This is a genomic window from Sphingomonas sp. S-NIH.Pt15_0812, assembly GCF_003951315.1.
GTDB lineage: Bacteria > Pseudomonadota > Alphaproteobacteria > Sphingomonadales > Sphingomonadaceae > Sphingomonas.
Genome location: NZ_QLJH01000015.1, coordinates 76398 through 92034, shown reverse-complemented (window position 1 = coordinate 92034; position 15637 = coordinate 76398). Strand labels below are relative to the sequence as shown.

Annotated in this window: 15 protein-coding genes; 7 read left to right on the top strand and 8 right to left on the bottom strand. The window is 67.5% G+C overall.

All coding sequences use genetic code 11. The features are described from left to right. The first annotated feature begins 343 nt into the window (after positions 1-343). The 4 genes from BRX43_RS11745 to BRX43_RS11730 are packed head-to-tail and all read left to right on the top strand — an operon-like array spanning position 344 to position 3327. Entirely contained in the window at positions 344-1594 is a 1251-nt protein-coding gene (locus tag BRX43_RS11745) for a lipoprotein-releasing ABC transporter permease subunit (protein ID WP_125995071.1), read from the top strand. Further along, positions 1587-2261 (top strand): ABC transporter ATP-binding protein, encoded by a 675-nt coding sequence (locus tag BRX43_RS11740; protein WP_125995069.1) that lies wholly within the window; start codon positions 1587-1589, stop codon positions 2259-2261. Before BRX43_RS11745 ends, BRX43_RS11740 begins: the two co-directional genes overlap by 8 nt. After that, the gene (locus tag BRX43_RS11735) at positions 2258-2851 is read left to right on the top strand and encodes a GNAT family protein (protein ID WP_125995067.1); all 594 of its coding nucleotides are present in this window, start codon (positions 2258-2260) and stop codon (positions 2849-2851) included. The genes BRX43_RS11740 and BRX43_RS11735 overlap by 4 nt, the downstream gene beginning before the upstream one ends. Continuing rightward, positions 2848-3327: a glutathione peroxidase gene (locus BRX43_RS11730; protein ID WP_125995065.1), complete on the top strand. Its 480-nt coding sequence runs from the start codon at positions 2848-2850 to the stop codon at positions 3325-3327. The genes BRX43_RS11735 and BRX43_RS11730 overlap by 4 nt, the downstream gene beginning before the upstream one ends. A 3-nt stretch (positions 3328-3330) precedes the next feature. On the opposite strand, the gene BRX43_RS11725 is transcribed toward BRX43_RS11730, so the two are convergent. After that, positions 3331-3915, bottom strand: coding sequence for a DUF308 domain-containing protein (locus BRX43_RS11725; RefSeq protein ID WP_125995063.1), 585 nt, complete (start codon positions 3913-3915; stop codon positions 3331-3333). Positions 3916-3978: 63 nt separating this feature from the next. Next, a complete protein-coding gene (locus BRX43_RS11720) occupies positions 3979-5280 on the bottom strand; it encodes a hypothetical protein (RefSeq protein WP_125995062.1) in 1302 nt (433 codons plus the stop codon). Positions 5281-5409: 129 nt separating this feature from the next. On the opposite strand from BRX43_RS11720, the gene dnaE reads away from it, so the two are divergent. Further along, positions 5410-8913 (top strand): DNA polymerase III subunit alpha, encoded by a 3504-nt coding sequence (gene dnaE / locus BRX43_RS11715; protein WP_125995060.1) that lies wholly within the window; start codon positions 5410-5412, stop codon positions 8911-8913. A 29-nt stretch (positions 8914-8942) separates the two neighbouring features. Continuing rightward, positions 8943-10535 carry a long-chain fatty acid--CoA ligase gene (locus tag BRX43_RS11710; protein ID WP_125995093.1) on the top strand — a complete coding sequence of 531 codons (1593 nt, stop codon included), beginning with the start codon at positions 8943-8945 and terminating at the stop codon, positions 10533-10535. A 5-nt stretch (positions 10536-10540) separates the two neighbouring features. On the opposite strand, the gene BRX43_RS11705 is transcribed toward BRX43_RS11710, so the two are convergent. Both BRX43_RS11705 and gntA read right to left on the bottom strand, forming a co-directional pair. Beyond that, positions 10541-11143 carry an urea carboxylase-associated family protein gene (locus BRX43_RS11705; RefSeq protein WP_125995058.1) on the bottom strand — a complete coding sequence of 201 codons (603 nt, stop codon included), beginning with the start codon at positions 11141-11143 and terminating at the stop codon, positions 10541-10543. Beyond that, positions 11140-11829: a guanitoxin biosynthesis heme-dependent pre-guanitoxin N-hydroxylase GntA gene (gntA, locus tag BRX43_RS11700; RefSeq protein WP_241214918.1), complete on the bottom strand. Its 690-nt coding sequence runs from the start codon at positions 11827-11829 to the stop codon at positions 11140-11142. The genes BRX43_RS11705 and gntA overlap by 4 nt, the downstream gene beginning before the upstream one ends. Before the next feature lie 290 nt (positions 11830-12119). On the opposite strand from gntA, the gene BRX43_RS11695 reads away from it, so the two are divergent. Continuing rightward, positions 12120-12422: an alkylphosphonate utilization protein gene (locus BRX43_RS11695; protein WP_125995055.1), complete on the top strand. Its 303-nt coding sequence runs from the start codon at positions 12120-12122 to the stop codon at positions 12420-12422. 12 nt (positions 12423-12434) lie between these two features. Here the strand turns inward: BRX43_RS11695 and BRX43_RS11690 are convergent, their stop codons facing one another. The 4 genes from BRX43_RS11690 to BRX43_RS11675 form a co-directional block, all read right to left on the bottom strand. Then, positions 12435-12809 (bottom strand): hypothetical protein, encoded by a 375-nt coding sequence (locus tag BRX43_RS11690; RefSeq protein WP_125995053.1) that lies wholly within the window; start codon positions 12807-12809, stop codon positions 12435-12437. A 73-nt stretch (positions 12810-12882) separates the two neighbouring features. Continuing rightward, entirely contained in the window at positions 12883-13716 is an 834-nt protein-coding gene (locus BRX43_RS11685; protein WP_241214917.1) for a metallophosphoesterase family protein, read from the bottom strand. Next, a complete protein-coding gene (locus BRX43_RS11680) occupies positions 13706-14437 on the bottom strand; it encodes a hypothetical protein (protein WP_125995050.1) in 732 nt (243 codons plus the stop codon). Before BRX43_RS11680 ends, BRX43_RS11685 begins: the two co-directional genes overlap by 11 nt. Before the next feature lie 82 nt (positions 14438-14519). Beyond that, complete coding sequence (locus tag BRX43_RS11675) at positions 14520-15608, bottom strand: beta-propeller fold lactonase family protein (RefSeq protein WP_164523589.1); 1089 nt, start codon at positions 15606-15608, stop codon at positions 14520-14522. Positions 15609-15637: the final 29 nt, after the last annotated feature.

Below are 15637 nucleotides of genomic sequence, written 5' to 3'. Positions count from 1 at the left end.
TCCGGAAGCTCCCGACTTTCCGCCGGCCTAGGGCGTTCGACGGTCCGGGCCGAGCCGCAATGGCAAACGCCCGGACCGTTTCCGATCCGGGCGCCTGCGTGACGATCGCTCGTCAGCCCCCATTTCTGTTGCTTCCGCTCCAGCCTCGTTGGGCGGGCGTTGAAGCTGTTCCCCGAACCACGGCCATTGCCTGTGTCTCAGCACGAGTGTTGCTATGCCTTTCCGTTGGGTCTGTCACCAGCCGCCGCAACCCTCCGTTACGATTGAGTAACCGTTGTGGATTTGATGCAACAGCACCGATCTGGTTGCACCCGGCCCCAGTGCCGCCTAGAGCCGACCCGACATGATCCTCTCGTCCTATGAACGCATGATCGCCCGCCGCTATCTGCTGCCGGGCAAGGGCGAGGCCTTCATCTTCCTCGTCGCCTCGATCAGTCTCGTCGCCGTGATGCTCGGCGTCGCGGCGCTGGTGATCGTGATGAGCGTGATGAACGGCTTCCGCGCCGAACTTTTCGACAAGATCGTCGGGCTGAACGGCCATGCGGTCGTGCAGGGCTATGGCGGCCAGCTGACCGACTGGCGCGAGATCGTCCGCGAGGCGAAGGCGACGCCGAACGTGACCTCCGCCGTGCCGCTGATCGAACAGCCGCTGATGGCCAGCTATAATGGCCGAGTCGAGGGCATATTGGTGCGCGGGATGCGGGTGGCCGACATCCGCAACAATTCTACGCTCCATGCCAAGGTCGTGATCGGGTCGCTGGATCGCCTGACGCCGGGCAGCGGCAATATCGCGATCGGCAGCCGGCTGGCGGAGGCGCTGGGCGCCCAGATCGGCAGCGACATCACGCTGATCAGCCCGCAAGGCCAGACGACACCGTTCGGCACGGTGCCGCGCATGGTCAGCTACAAGGTTGCGGCGATCTTCGAGATCGGCATCTACGACTATGACAAAGCGTATGTGATCATGCCGATCCAGGATGCGCAGACGCTGCTCCTGATGGGCGACTCGGTGGGGATGGTCGAGCTGACGACGATGAACGCGGACCGGGTCGGCGAAATCTTGCGCCCGCTTGCCGACAAGATCGGCAATGGCGCGGTGATCGCCGACTGGCGCAGCATGAACGCGCAACTGTTCGAGGCGCTGGCGGTCGAGCGGGTGGCGATGTTCACCGTCCTGTCGATCATCATCCTGGTGGCGGTGTTCAACATCCTGTCCTCGCTGATCATGCTGGTCCGCGCCAAGACGCGGGACATCGCCATCCTGCGCACCATGGGCGCGACGCGGGGCGGGCTGATGCGCATCTTCATGGTGGTCGGCACCACGATCGGCGCGCTCGGCACGATCGCGGGGCTGGGGCTGGGGGCGCTGTTCCTCTTCTACCGCCAGGGGGTGGTCAACTTCGTCCAGCTGGTGACGGGGCAGAACCTGTGGGACCCGTCGATCCGCTATCTCACCGAATTGCCGTCCAAGACCGATCCGGTCGAGGTGATCGTCATCACCTCGATGGCGCTGGTCTTCTCCTTCCTCGCGACGCTCTACCCGGCCTGGAAGGCGGCGAGCACCGATCCCGTGCAGGTGTTGCGTTATGAGTGAACCGGTCCTCCACCTCGCCGGCCTGGCGCGCAGCTTCGTGCAGGGCGACGCGCGGATCGACGTGCTGCGCGGCATCGACCTCAGCATCGCGCCCGGCGAGATCGTGGCGCTGCTCGGCCCGTCCGGCTCGGGCAAGTCGACCATGCTCCAGGCGGTGGGCCTGCTGGAGGGCGGGTTCGAGGGCTCGATCCGGATCGCCGGGCAGGAGGTGGCGCAGCTCGACGCGCATGGCCGCACGATCGTCCGGCGCGACCGGCTGGGCTTCGTCTATCAGTTCCACCATCTGCTGCCCGACTTCAACGCAACCGAGAATGTCGTGCTGCCGCAACTGGTGCATGGCGCGAACCGGCCGGACGCGGACGCGCGTGCGACCGCGCTGCTGACGGCGCTGGGTCTGGGCCATCGGCTGACGCACCGGCCGAGCCAGTTGTCCGGCGGCGAGCAGCAGCGGGTTGCGGTGGCGCGGGCGCTCGCCAATCGTCCGGCGCTGGTGCTGGCGGACGAGCCCACCGGCAATCTCGACGAACATACCGCCGATATCGTGCTGGCGGAGTTCCTGCGCCTGGTGCGCGAGGAGGGATCGGCCGCACTGGTCGCCACCCATAACGAGCGGTTGGCCGCGCGCATGGACCGGGTGGTGCGCCTGCACGAGGGCAGGTTGGCATGACCGTCTGGACGGAGACGCCGACGCTCGCCGGTCGGCATGTCCGGCTACGGCCGCTCGACCCGGCGGATGTCGACGAGCTGGTCGAGGTCGCGCGGGCGGGCGATCTGTGGGACCTGTTCTACGCCAATGTCTCGATGCTCAAGACGCCCGAGCGCTGGCTGACGGCGGTGGTGCGCGAGCGCGACTATGGTCGCGCGCTTCCCTTCACCGTGGAGACGCCGGACGGGCAGGTGGTCGGCGCGACCCGGCTGATGCGCCTCGCGCCCGCGCATCGCCGGCTGGAGATCGGCGGCACCTTCTACGCGAAGGCCGTGCAGCGCACCGGGGTCAATACCGAGGCGAAGCGGATGCTGCTCGCCCATGCCTTCGAGGTCATGGACTGCCAGTGCGTGCAGATCCGCACCGACCTGCTCAACTTGCGCAGCCAGCACGCGATCGAGCGGCTCGGCGCGCGGCGCGACGGCGTGTTGCGGGGGCACCAGGTCATGGCGGACGGCCGGTTGCGGGACACGGTGGTCTATTCGATCCTCGACCGCGAATGGCCGGGCGTACGGCAGAATCTCGACTATCTGTTGGGAAGGCATGATTGATGCGCGTCACCGATTTCGAGGTCCAGGCCGCGGATGGCACGTTCCGGTCCCTCGGCGACTTTGCCGGGCAGGTGCTGCTGATCGTCAACACGGCGTCGCGTTGCGGCTTCACCCCGCAATATGCCGGGCTGGAGCAGCTCCAGCGCCGCTACGGGGCGCAAGGCTTTTCGGTGCTCGCCTTCCCCTGCAACCAGTTCGGGGCGCAGGAGCCGGGCGACGCGGCGGAGATCGCGCACTTCTGCACCATCCGATATGATGTCAGCTTTCCCGTCTTCGCCAAGCTGGAGGTGAACGGCACCGGCGCTTCGCCACTGTTCGAGCATCTCAAGGCGGCCGCGCCGGGCCTGCTCGGGTCCAAGGGAATCAAGTGGAACTTCACCAAGTTCCTGGTCAACCGCGACGGCGCGGTGGTTAGCCGACATGCCCCGACCGCCAAGCCCGAGGACCTGGCGGCCGAGATCGAAGCCTTGTTGTAAGGATCAGCGCAGCGCGAAGGCCGGCGCGCCACGGCGATGATGCAGGGCGGAGACGATCGAGGTCACGCCGCTCATCAGGAAGCTGATGCCGAGGATGAAGCCCGGCAGGGTCAGCGCCGATACCGGCAGCGTCGCCAGCACGAAGATGGCGAGCAGGATGTTGATGACGCCGAGCGCCAGCATTAGCGCCTTGCCCTGGCGCAACCGGAAGCCGAAGCCGATCTCCATGGCGCCACGCACCGCCAGCCAGACGGCGACCATCAGCGTCAACGAGAAGGCGCCGGTCATCGGCTCGAACAGCATCAGGCCGCCAATGATCAGTGACACCAGGCCGAAGCCGATCGCATAGCCGCGCGTGCCATGGCCCTTGCCGAACAGCCCGGCGCCCAGTGACACCAGCCCGGCGGCCAGGAACAAGGCAGCGATCACCAGGGTCGCGGCGTAGGTGGCGGCGAACGGCCAGAGAAAGGCCAGGACGCCGAGCAGGAGGGACAGGATGCCCGATGCCAGGATCCACGCCCAGCCGGCACCGGCTGGCGGGACGTCGCGGGACAGGGCGGCGGCGGGGGAGCGTGCATAGTCTGTCATGATGCGCAAACTGACGCTTCCCGCGCGCTGTTCCCGCCACGCGCCGGCTTGCGGAAATTTAATCTAGTTTACACCTGCGGCATCGAGCACGGCGTCGATCCGCCCGACCGCCGCGTCGTAGCGGGGGTCGGCGATCCCGCCAAAGTGACGGACGAATTGCTGGTTGGTGAGCCCGTCCTGCTGCGCCATCAGCGCCGGCGGCAGGATCTGATCCTCGGTGACCCTGGACAGCGCCGTCGCGATACGCACGGCCTCGCTCGGCTCGACCGCGACGGTGGCGATACGGAAGCCGGATCGGTCGGCTGACAGGTCCAGAAAGGAGAAACCGGTCGGATCGCCGACCGCGAACTCGGATTGCTTGGACAGGCTGTCGGCCAATTCCTTCCACGTCCCCATCGCCTGCGCGATCTGGGTGCTCGACCCTGCCGTCAGCGCGGCGGACAGCGACCAGTGCATGGTCAGGTCGGCCCGGCCGTGCAGCGTCACGACCGGCACCGGGGCGCGGCAGGCATCGATCCGCTCGCGTGCATTGCCGGCCATCTCCCCGGCACTGGGGTCGACCAGGAACATGGCGAGCGCGACGAAGGTGGCACGGTTCCGCTCCGCCGTCGCGGTGGCCGGCGGTTGCAGCGCGAAGGCGCGGCGAACCTGGGCGGCCACATCGCCGAGCGGCGCGCTGCGTTGCAGGCGACCGAGCGTGCAATAGATTTGAGCGACTTGGGCCGGATCGATGCGATGCCCGTCGAGCCGCGTCAGCCCTTCGATCATCGACGGCGACAGGGTGATGTCGGCGACGACACCGCCCGGCACGACCGTGAAGCTGCGGACCAGCGTATCGAGCGGCGGAACCGGCACCTCGCGCTTCGCCAGCAGCCACCGCGCGGTGCGAATGACGAACCGCGTCATGCCCTCGCCGAGCGGGACTTGGCCGACCGTCATGCGGATCGACGGAAAGCCCTTGGGCTGCGAGCGGACGGCCAACGCGAGGTTCAGCCAACGGCCGAGCGGGAGCCTGTGCGCGGCCTCGATGCGGAGCGCCCCGTCCGCCAGATACGCGTCCAGCCGATCAGGCGCGAAGCCATGGCTGGCCAGGGTGCTGATCGCCCGGAGGTCCATGGCGCTGAACCGCACCGTACCGCTGGCCCCCGGCGTCGTGCGCAGGACGCGAAGCTGCATCGCGGCCGCTCGCGCGGCGCCGACCTGATCCGCCGTCGGTGCGGGCAGGGCACGACCGATCGGCGATCCCCCCGTCAGCAGCAGCACCGCGCCCACCAGCAAGGCTGCGAGGATCAGGAGCACCCGCCGCCAGCGATGACGGGCCGGGCGGACCCGGTCGGGCGTGGTTTCGGCGGTCGACATCAGCACAGCCAGGGTCCTTTGCCGCTCCGCCGCATAAAGGCAATGCGGCATCGTTCGACCGGGTCCGATGCGCGTTCGCCTACCCTCCGCCATTTTCCGGGTGTTCGAATCGTCGCCAGCGTCCATATGTAGGCGATGCATTCCGGGTTCGTGCCGCTTCGTATCTTTTCCTGTTTCACCATGCTCGACGGCGCGATCGAGCCCAAGGCGATCGCCGCCCAGGCCAAGGCGCGATCTTTTCCCGCTGCCGCACTGACCGATCGCAACGGCCTCTACGCGGCGATGGCCTATTCCGACGCGGCCAAGAAGAGCGGCGTGCAGCCGGTGATCGGCACGATGCTCGGCCTCGCGCGGCCGGACATGCCGGAGGGCACCGCGCCCGTGATCGACTGGATCGCGCTCTATGCGCAGGATACGACCGGTTACGACAACCTCTGTGCGCTGGTGTCGACCGCGCATCTGGAGCGGCCGCTGGAACTGGTGCCGCATGTCGGCATCGACTGGCTGGAGCGGCATTCCGCCGGCCTCATCGCACTGACCGCCGGGGGCGAGGGGACGCTCGCCCGCCTACTGGCGGAGGATCAGCCGGATCGCGCCGCCGGTTTCCTCGACCGGTTGCAGGCGATCTTCGGCGATCGGCTCTATATCGAGCTGTGCCGGCGCAACGATCCGGTCGAGATGGCAGCCGAGGAGGCGCTGGTCGAGCTGGCCTATGCGCGCGACCTGCCGCTGGTCGCGACCAACCCCTGCTGCTTCGCCGACAGCGCGTTCGGCGACGCGCATGACGCGATGCTGTGCATCGCCAACTCCACCTATGTCGAAACCGCCGACCGGCCGAGAAGCTCGCCCGATGCCTGGCTGAAGCCGGCCGACGAGATGAAGGCGCTGTTCGCCGACCTGCCCGAGGCGATCGCCAACACGCTGGTCGTCGCCCAGCGCTGCGCGGTGGCGGCTCCTTATCGCAAGCCGATCCTGCCCTCGCTGGCCGGCGACCGCGACGGCGAGGCGGCGATGCTGCGTGCCGATGCCGAGGCGGGGCTGGAGAAACGGCTCGACCGTATCGCCGAACTGCGGGCGATGAAGGGCGAGCCGGACGGGGAACCGGGCTGGCGCGACCTGTATCGCGAGCGGCTGAAGTTCGAGGTCGACATCATCATCCAGATGGGCTTCCCCGGATATTTCCTGATCGTCGCCGACTTCATCAAATGGGCGAAGGATCACGACATTCCGGTGGGGCCGGGCCGTGGTTCGGGCGCGGGCTCGGTCGTCGCCTGGGCGTTGACCATCACCGATCTCGATCCGCTCCAGCTCGGCCTGCTGTTCGAACGCTTCCTCAACCCGGAACGCGTGTCGATGCCCGACTTCGACATCGACTTCTGCGAAACCCGGCGCGGCGAGGTGATCCGCTACGTGCAGGAGAAATACGGCCGCGACCAGGTGGCGCAGATCATCACCTTCGGAAAGCTGAAGGCGCGCGCGGTGCTGAAGGATACCGGCCGCGTGCTCCAGATGAGCTATGGCCAGGTCGATCGCCTCGCCAAGCTGGTGCCCAACCATCCGACCGATCCCTGGGACTTGAAGCGGGCGCTGAACGGCGTGCCCGAACTGGCCAAGGAATATGCCAACGACAACCAAATCCGTAAATTATGGGATCTGGCCTCGAAGCTGGAGGGCCTGCCGCGCCATTCCTCGACCCATGCCGCCGGCGTGGTGATCGGCGACCGGCCGCTGGCGAAGCTCGTGCCGCTCTATCGCGACCCCCGGTCCGACATGCCGGTGACGCAGTTCGACATGAAATATGTCGAGGGCGCGGGGCTGGTGAAGTTCGACTTCCTCGGCCTGAAAACCCTGTCGGTGTTGCAGAAGGCGGTGCAGCTGCTCGCCAAGCGCGGCATCTCGGTGCAGCTCGACGCGCTGGAATGGGATGACGAGGGCACCTACGCCCTGCTCCAGCGCGGCGACACGGTGGGCGTGTTCCAGCTCGAATCCGAGGGAATGCGCCGCACGCTGTCGGCGGTGCGGCCGACCAATTTCGGCGACATCATCGCGCTCGTGTCGCTCTACCGGCCGGGACCGATGGACAATATCCCGACCTTCGGCCGCCGCAAGCAGGGGACGGAGGAGATCGTCTATCCCCATGCGCTGCTGGAGCCGATCCTGAAGGAGACTTATGGGATCTTCGTCTATCAGGAGCAGGTGATGCAGGCGGCGCAGATCCTGGCCGGCTACAGCCTGGGCGGCGCGGATCTGCTGCGTCGTGCGATGGGCAAGAAGATCAAGGCGGAGATGGACGCGCAGCGGGCCATCTTCGTCGAGGGATGTGCCAAGGTGAACGGCATCCCCAAGCAGAAGGCCAACGAGCTGTTCGACTTGATCGACAAGTTCGCCGGCTATGGCTTCAACAAGAGCCACGCCGCCGCCTATGCGCTGCTCGCCTATCAGACCGCGTGGCTGAAGGCGCATTATCCGCATGAATTCTACGCCGCGTCGATGTGCTTCGACATGGCGCTGACCGACAAGCTGGGTCTGTTCGTCGAGGATGCGCGCCGCGCCAAGGTCGAGGTGCTCGGGCCGTGCATCAATGCCAGTCTCGCGGATTTCGACGTGCAACCCCGCGATGGCGAGGGCGTGGCGATCCGCTATGCGCTCGGCGCGCTCAAGTCGGTGGGCGAGGGGGCGATGGAGAAGCTCGTCGTCGAACGCGCCAAGGGGCCGTTCAAGAGCCTGGACGACATCGCCACCCGCGTCGACCCGCGCCTGATCAACAAGCGCCAGCTGGAGACGCTGGCGGCGGCGGGCGCGTTCGACGCGCTGGAGCCGAACCGTGCCGGCGTCCATGGGGCGGCGGAAGTCGTGCTGGCGGTCGCGGCGCGCAACCACGAGCAGAAGGTCAGTGGGCAGGGCGGCCTGTTCGGCGATACCAGCCATGCCGGCGACACGATCCGCCTGCCCCAGGGCGCGCGCTGGTCGCTGGCGCAGCGGATGGAGCAGGAGAAGGACGCGTTCGGCTTCTACTTCTCCGCGCATCCGGTCGACCGGCACGCACATCTCGCCAAGATGCATGGCGCGCGCACCTATGCCTCGCTGTCCGAACTCAATATCCCCGACGACGGCAACCGGGTCGGCGCGACGCTGGCGGTGTTGGTCGAAGATGCGCGCTGGCGTACCTCGGCGCGGGGCAAGCGCTACATGATGGCGCAACTGTCCGATGCCTCGGGCCAGTTCCTGGCGACCTGTTTCGACGACTCGGTCGCGGCCGATCTGGAGGAAGCGGCGAAGAATGGCGGCTGCGGCCTCGTCACCGCCGAACTCGACCGCCGGCCGGGGGAAGAAACGCCGCGCGTGTCGATCAAACGCATCCAGCCTTTCGAGGGGCTGGCCAATAATGCGCGCTTCGTGATCGAGGTGACGGTCATCGCGCCGGCGACATTTACCCTTTTGGCAGAACTGCTTGCGGACCATCGCGGCGCGCGGGGCGAGATCCGGGCCAAGCTGTCGACCAGCGAGGGCGAGGCGATGGTGCTGCTGGGCCGCGATTTCCGGCTGGACGCCGAGCTTGCCGAACATATCGAAGCGTTGCACGGTGTCACCGCCGTCGCGCTCCGGACCTCCGAAACGAGGCTGGCGCTCGTCGGCTAGGCAGCCGGGAGAGGGTCGTGCTGGATACCATGCAAGAGGTCGAGCTGCGCGTGCCGCGCATCCTCGACCATGCCGCGCGCGAACATGCGCGGCGCGAGATCGTCACGCGCTGGGCGGACGGTCGCGAGACACGGAGCGACTGGGCGCGGATCGCGCACGATGCCCGGCGGCTGGCCCAGGCGCTGGAGCGGCTGGGGGTCCGGCCCGGCGACCGGGTCGCGACGCTGGCGATGAACCACGCCAACCATCTGGTCGCCTGGTACGGCGCGATCGGAATGGGCGGCATCATCCACACGATCAATCCGCGCCTGTTCGACGATCAGCTCGCCTTCATCGCCAACCATGCCGAGGACCGCGTGCTGCTCTACGATCGCTGCTTCCAGCCGATCGTCGACCGGATGCGCGACCGCTGGCCGACCATCGCCCATTATGTCGTACTCGACGGCGAGGGGTCGGATACGCTCGCCGCCCTGATCGCGGACGAGGATGGCGATTATGCCTGGGTCGAGGGCTCGGAGCGCGAGCCCTGCATGCTCGCCTATACCAGCGGTACGACCGGTGACCCGAAGGGCGTGCTCTACACGCATCGATCGTCTCTCCTCCATGCGCTGACCGTCATCACCCCGGCGGTGTTCGACCTGTCGTCGCGGGGCGTCGTGCTGCCGGTGGTGCCGATGTTCCATGCGGCCGGTTGGGGCCTGCCCCTGGCGGTACCGATCGCGGGGGCGAAGTTCGTCTTTTCCGCGGTCAACGAGCCGGCGGTCCTGTGTGACCTGATGACACGAGAGCGGGTGACTCATTCGGCGGGCGTGCCGACCGTGTGGCTCGGCCTGTTCGCGCATATCGATGCCGGCAACCCGCCGCCGGCCGACCTGAAACTGGTGACGATCGGCGGCTCGGCCGCGCCGCGCGCGATGATAGAGCGTTTATGGGCCATGGGCTATGAGGTCGCGCATCTCTGGGGGATGACCGAGACGTCGCCGGTCGGCACGGCCGGCCAGCGGCCGCCCGAATGGGACGCGATGCGCCTGGAGGAACGGCTCGACCTGGTGTCGAAGCAGGGCCAGATCCCGTTCGGCATCGAACTCCGCATCGTCGACGACGAGGGACGGGAACTGCCCCGCGACGGCGCCACGTCCGGCCGGTTGCAGGTGCGCGGTGCCTGGGTGATCCGTCGCTACTACCGGGCGGAAGCCGATGCGCTGGACGGGGAGGGCTGGTTCGATACGGGCGATGTCGGGATCCTGCATCCCGACGGTACGATGCAGATCACCGACCGGGCCAAGGACGTGATCAAATCGGGTGGCGAGTGGATCAGCTCGGTCGATCTGGAGAATGCGGCGGTCGGCTGCTCCGGGGTCGCCGAGGCGGCGGCGATCGGCGTCGTCCATCCGCGCTGGGACGAACGACCGCTTCTGCTGGTCGTCGCCAAGCCGGGATCGAGCGTGACGGCGGAGACAATTCGGGCCTATTTGGCGACCAAGGTCGCGAAATGGTGGCTGCCCGACGAAATCCTGTTCGTCGACAGCCTGCCCCATACCGCCACCGGCAAGCTGCTCAAGACCGAATTGCGCACGCGCTATCGACACCACCAACTGGCGGGCAGCGAACTGCCCGCCTGACCGGATCAGGCGGTGGCGGGGTCGATCCGGTAATGGATCGGCTTGAAGCTGCCGCCGTTCGAGTCCGGCGCGGAACAGGCGGTCAGGCCGATCACCAGGTCCATGGCGGCGCGGAAGCGGATATGGTCGCCCGCCTTGCTGATCGGCGGCAGGACACGCAGCTTGCCCGTATCACCGTCGATCGGCACGTTCATGAAGCAGTTGAACGCCACCGGTATCCGGTCCGGCACCACGCCATAGGGCTCCAGCGCCGCCGCCAGATTACCAAAGCAGCCGCGATGCACCGGCAGATTCGGGTAGAAATGGTGGAAGGTATCGACCGAACAGGGCGTCAGCAGGAAGTCGTGCCGACCGACCATATCCTCCACAATCTCCAGCATCATGTTCGAACGGTTCGAATAGAGATGATGGCCGGTGGTCAGGTAGATCGTTTCGGCATAATCCAGCGTTCGGCCCGAGGAGATCACCTCGTCCAAGTCATGCGCGTTGAACGCCAGCAGATCGGCGACCTGCTCTCCCCGTGGGTCGATCACCGTCAGGATTTCGCCGGCCTTGAGCGGGAAGGCGGTGCCGCTGCGCTCCGGGATCTCGTGCACGCCGGCGCTCATGCCTCGTCACCACCCTTATAATGGAACGGGCATTTCCAATCCGACCCGACCATCCGGCCGCTATATTGCCGCGCCTCGCTCGACTGGCCGTGCCGGGCAAGCATCGGGTTGCGCGATCCGGCGACGGCTTCGTCGCGGACCATGATCTTCTCGCGCATCGTCTCATACTTGCCCTGGGCGCGCAGCACCTCGAACTGGTCGTGCAGGTTGAAGACCAGCACCGGCCTCGAGAAGCGGCGGGCGGGGCGGTTGGAGGCAGGGTGCAGGCCGACGACGAAAAAGGCCTCGCCGCCGAAGCTGAGGGAGAAATGCGGACTGTCGGGATCAGCGCTGACCGTCCGGTCATAGGGCAGGCCACGCCACACATCCTTGTCCGACAGCGACTGGACGCGTGTCCAGAGCAGCCGCTCGAACTCGGCTTCCGACAGGCCGCCGGGACCGTCGAAGATCACCGCCAGGCTACGGAACAGGCTCGGATCGGCGCGATAGGCGGTTGCGAAGGCGAGCAGCCGTTCGTGGATGCGGACATCGTCCCAGGCGCTGTCGAGGCTGCGGCAGCCGACCGTCTCCAGCGTGCCCTTCGCCATGGCCGCCTTGGCCCCGACACAGGGGAAGGCCGCGTCCGCAATCCGGTCGAACAATTCGGCGCGTGCCGGTTCGGCGGCGGGTGCGCCCCAATCGAACATCGGTCGGATAGGGGGGAGGGGCGGCATTGCTCGGTCAACGATCATGACCCTTCCAAAACCGCAAGACCGGCTTCGTTCCGGGCGCGTCGGGACCATAGGAGGGCGGGTTGATCCATATCATGACGTTTTGCCCGGGCCAGCCACCCTCTTCCGCACGGTAAAAAGTTCCATGCCAAGTTCGGGCGATAACCCGTGATGCCGCCACTTGGCCTGGTTTGATCGACGACCGAGGCTTGTCAGCGGCCATGTGCATCCGCAAAGCCGCCGGCTTCAACCGCACAGGAGGTCCCATGCAGGACGAAGACTATGTCTATGACGAGGCAAGCGGCGAGTGGCTGCCGGCATCGCAAGTAGCCGCCCAGGTCGCAGCCGGCGAACAGGTCGAGGTCCGCGATGCGGTCGGCAACCTGCTCTCGGATGGGGATCAGGTGACGCTGATCAAGGATCTGGACGTGAAGGGCGCGGGCCAGACGCTGAAGCGCGGCACGCTGATCAAGTCGATCCGCCTGACCGGCGACGCGCAGGAGATCGACTGCAAGTTCGACGGGATCAAGGGACTGGTGCTGCGCGCCGAGTTCGTCCGCAAGCGCTGATCCCGCTCGCCGTCAGTGGGAGTCGTAATATCCCGCCCAGCCGGGCTTGGGCCGCCGATTGCGCGTCGTCCAGGCCCAGCCGGCCAGGCCCAGGCCGACCAGCGCGAACAGGCCGATCAGCGCCAGGGCCATCGGTCGCATCTCGGCCAGATAGCCGAGCACGATCGCGCCGCCGAGACCGACGACATAGGCCATCGCCGCCAGCGCCACGCGGACCCGCGCGGCGCGGGTCTTCGCCATGAACGGGGCGGGGGCCGCCAGCACCAACGCGGCTATCGTCATCGCCGCCGACACGATCGCGGACCCGCCCGACAACAGGAACAGAAGGAACGACAGGATGATCGTCGTCATCGCCCATAATGCGGCACAAAGCCTGATCTTCGACATGCATTTCCCTCTTTGATGGGGCGCTTACCCTTTGACACCGGCGGTTGCCAAGGGATGGCTTGATCCACTTCGCTCAGTGATCCCCATGGCCGGCTTCATACGACTCCGGACCTTCTGGTCCATGCGCCTGCAGATAACCTATTTCTCCGTCCATGATCCGCGCCGCCGTCAACACGCCGGTGCGATAGGCGCCGGTGTCGACGCCGATCCGGTTCGCCCCGAAGAACGGCTCGTCCGAATCCCAGCTATGGCCGTGGACGATCATCTTCTTGAAGCCGCGCCGGGCATTCAGGAAATCGTCGCGAATCCAGAGCAGGTCTCGCTCCAACTGACGGTGGAGCGAGACGCCCGGCCGCACTCCGGCATGGGCGAAGGCATAGTCGCCGATCAGCAGCAGCGTCTCCAGCGTCTGGAGCAGGCGCAAGTGGCGCGCCGACATGGCGTCGAGCAACTGGTCACGGGCGCGATAATGCTCCTCCGGCACGGCATCCCAGGCGGGTGCGGTGATGCCATAGGAGGCCAGCGTCTCCGCACCCCCAACGCGCAGCCAACCGGCGGCGGCGGGCGGCTGCTCGATATAGGTGAGCATCATCTGCTCGTGATTGCCCTTCAAACACCGCGTCTCGAAGGCGGTGCCGGCGCGCATCCAGGCGATGGTGGACAGGACCTTGGCGGAATCGGGACCGCGATCGACATAGTCGCCGCAAAAGATCAGCAGGGGGCGTCGCCCGGCGACCTCGTGGCGCCTGGCGTCCCGGGCGATCTGTTCCAGCAGAATGAGCAGCAGGTCGTAGCGGCCATGGATGTCGCCGACCGCATAGACGAGCTGGCCGTCGATCCGTCTCTTGGTGCGGTGGTTCCGATCCTCCTCGGTCACTCCTGGCAGCGACACCGGTTCAGCGGTCACGAAGCGCGACCTGGGTAGCGGCATGGAGTTCGTCGGCGAGCGCGTCGTAGCGGCGGATCGTGCCGTCGGGATCGTCGAGCGAACGGTCGAGCGCGCGGTTCCAGGCCTTGGTCGTCCGGACCAGCGTCTCGCGCGGCACGCCGGCGCGGACCGCCTGGCGATAGACCTGGACCAGGCGGCGGTCGGCGTCGCGCACGTCGCGATAGATGCACGCATCCTCGTTACTGCCCGGGCGGCAGTTGGACGACAGGTCGCCGGTCGCCAGCCAGGACGGACGCGCCGGCGAAGCGTCGGCCGCACCCGCGCGCGCCGGAGCGGCAGCGACCCGTGCGACACGCTGACTGACGGGGGCCGAGGCGGGGCCGGGGGCGGGCGTCTCGGCCGGTGCGACACCGCCGCCGGAAGGGGGCGTCGCCATCGGAGTGGCGGGCGCGACGGCCGTGAAGGCGACCGGGGGCGGGGCGGGGGCGATAGCCGCCTTCGCGCCGGTGACGGAATGGGGCACGGGCCGCTGCGCGACCTGCGCCTCGGTCAGGAAGAAGGCGATCGAGCCGAGAGCGGCGACCGGCACCAGCCCGATCAGCCAGCGCGACCGGGTGACGGGCTTGCCGGTCGGGACGATCGAGCGGCCGGTGCCGGTCTGGCCGCCGCCATTGGCCTGCGCGCCGAAGATACGTTCCAGGTCGGGCGAGATGTCCCGCGGGTCACCCGGCCGGGCCATGGCGTGTCCTTTGCGAAAATCCGGTATCATATCAGCATCCTGCCCGTGAACGGATGCTGTATCGAACGGCCAGCGATTGAGTTCACGCACGGGTCAGGAACACCACGCCGGGCACCGCCGCGCTCGCCCCCGTCGCCCGCAGCCGTCCATCGGCCATCAGGTCGAACGTGGCGACATTGCCGGAGCGTTCATTGGCGACGAGCAACCGGCGTTCCCGCTCCAGCAGCAGGAACTGGCGCGGCCAGTTGCCGCCGGAGGCGATGTGCTGGAGCAGCGTCGGCGTGCCGCGATCGTCAAGCGCGAAGCTGGCGAGGCTGTTGTCGCCCCGCACCGACACATAGAGGCGACGACCGGCCGCATCGATCGCGATGTGCGCGCCATAGGCCGCCCCTTGCGCGCCAGCCGCCCGGATCGACTGGACGCCGAGCGTGGCGAATCGTCCGTCCGGTTCCGCTGCCAGGCTGAACAGCTGGTTCGACAATTCGCTGACGAGATAGGCGCGCGGCAGGCGCGGATGGCGCACCAGGTGGCGCGGGCCGGTGCCGGGCGGTGCCTGCCATGCGATCGCGGTCGTGCCGGCCATGCCGGTCGTTGGATCGATCGGAGTGGCGAAAATCGCGTCCGCGCCCAGGTCGACCGAATGCAGCCAGCGTCCGTCGCCGGTAAAGCCGACCCAATGGGCATGGGGCCCGGCCTGGCGCGCCGTGTCGGGGCCATGGCCATGATGGAGCAGCATCTGCACGCCGTCCGGCCGGCCATCGGCGTCGAGCCGATAGAGCGCGACCGTACCGCTGCTGTAATTCGCCACCGCCAGTCGCCGATCGGCCGGGTCGAGCGCGACATGGCAGGGGGCAGCGCCACCGCTGACCGCGAGCGTGATCCGCGACCAGTCGGGGGCGTAGACGCCGAGCCAATTCTCCGCCTCGTCGACAGCATACCAGCGTCCCGCGCGGCTTCGCACGGCGAAGGAGGCATTGGCGATGCGGCTATTGGCCGCGCCGACCGTCCAGGGCTTGGCCCCCGTCCGCAGCGTCAACGGATAGAGGCCCGCTCCGCCTTCATTGGTATAGGTGCCCGCGACCAGCGTCGTTCCGAATGAAACACGGCCCCATGCGGGCGCGGCGAGACCGGCGGCGATGCCGGCAAGCGCCGAGCGACGCGTGAGCATCATCCCCGACATGATTGGATCCTATAGCACAT

What these genes read in the sequence shown, in the direction of transcription:
- dnaE (WP_125995060.1), top strand. Translation starts at nt 5,410, where the DNA reads ATGCATTCCGGGTTCGTGCCGCTTCGTATCTTTTCCTGTTTCACCATG.
- BRX43_RS11675 (WP_164523589.1), bottom strand. Translation starts at nt 15,608, where the DNA reads ATGATGCTCACGCGTCGCTCGGCGCTTGCCGGCATCGCCGCCGGTCTC.
- BRX43_RS11740 (WP_125995069.1), top strand. Translation starts at nt 1,587, where the DNA reads ATGAGTGAACCGGTCCTCCACCTCGCCGGCCTGGCGCGCAGCTTCGTG.
- BRX43_RS11745 (WP_125995071.1), top strand. Translation starts at nt 344, where the DNA reads ATGATCCTCTCGTCCTATGAACGCATGATCGCCCGCCGCTATCTGCTG.
- BRX43_RS11735 (WP_125995067.1), top strand. Translation starts at nt 2,258, where the DNA reads ATGACCGTCTGGACGGAGACGCCGACGCTCGCCGGTCGGCATGTCCGG.
- BRX43_RS11705 (WP_125995058.1), bottom strand. Translation starts at nt 11,143, where the DNA reads ATGAGCGCCGGCGTGCACGAGATCCCGGAGCGCAGCGGCACCGCCTTC.
- BRX43_RS11680 (WP_125995050.1), bottom strand. Translation starts at nt 14,437, where the DNA reads ATGGCCCGGCCGGGTGACCCGCGGGACATCTCGCCCGACCTGGAACGT.
- BRX43_RS11690 (WP_125995053.1), bottom strand. Translation starts at nt 12,809, where the DNA reads ATGTCGAAGATCAGGCTTTGTGCCGCATTATGGGCGATGACGACGATC.
- BRX43_RS11695 (WP_125995055.1), top strand. Translation starts at nt 12,120, where the DNA reads ATGCAGGACGAAGACTATGTCTATGACGAGGCAAGCGGCGAGTGGCTG.
- BRX43_RS11725 (WP_125995063.1), bottom strand. Translation starts at nt 3,915, where the DNA reads ATGACAGACTATGCACGCTCCCCCGCCGCCGCCCTGTCCCGCGACGTC.
- BRX43_RS11710 (WP_125995093.1), top strand. Translation starts at nt 8,943, where the DNA reads ATGCAAGAGGTCGAGCTGCGCGTGCCGCGCATCCTCGACCATGCCGCG.
- gntA (WP_241214918.1), bottom strand. Translation starts at nt 11,829, where the DNA reads ATGTTCGATTGGGGCGCACCCGCCGCCGAACCGGCACGCGCCGAATTG.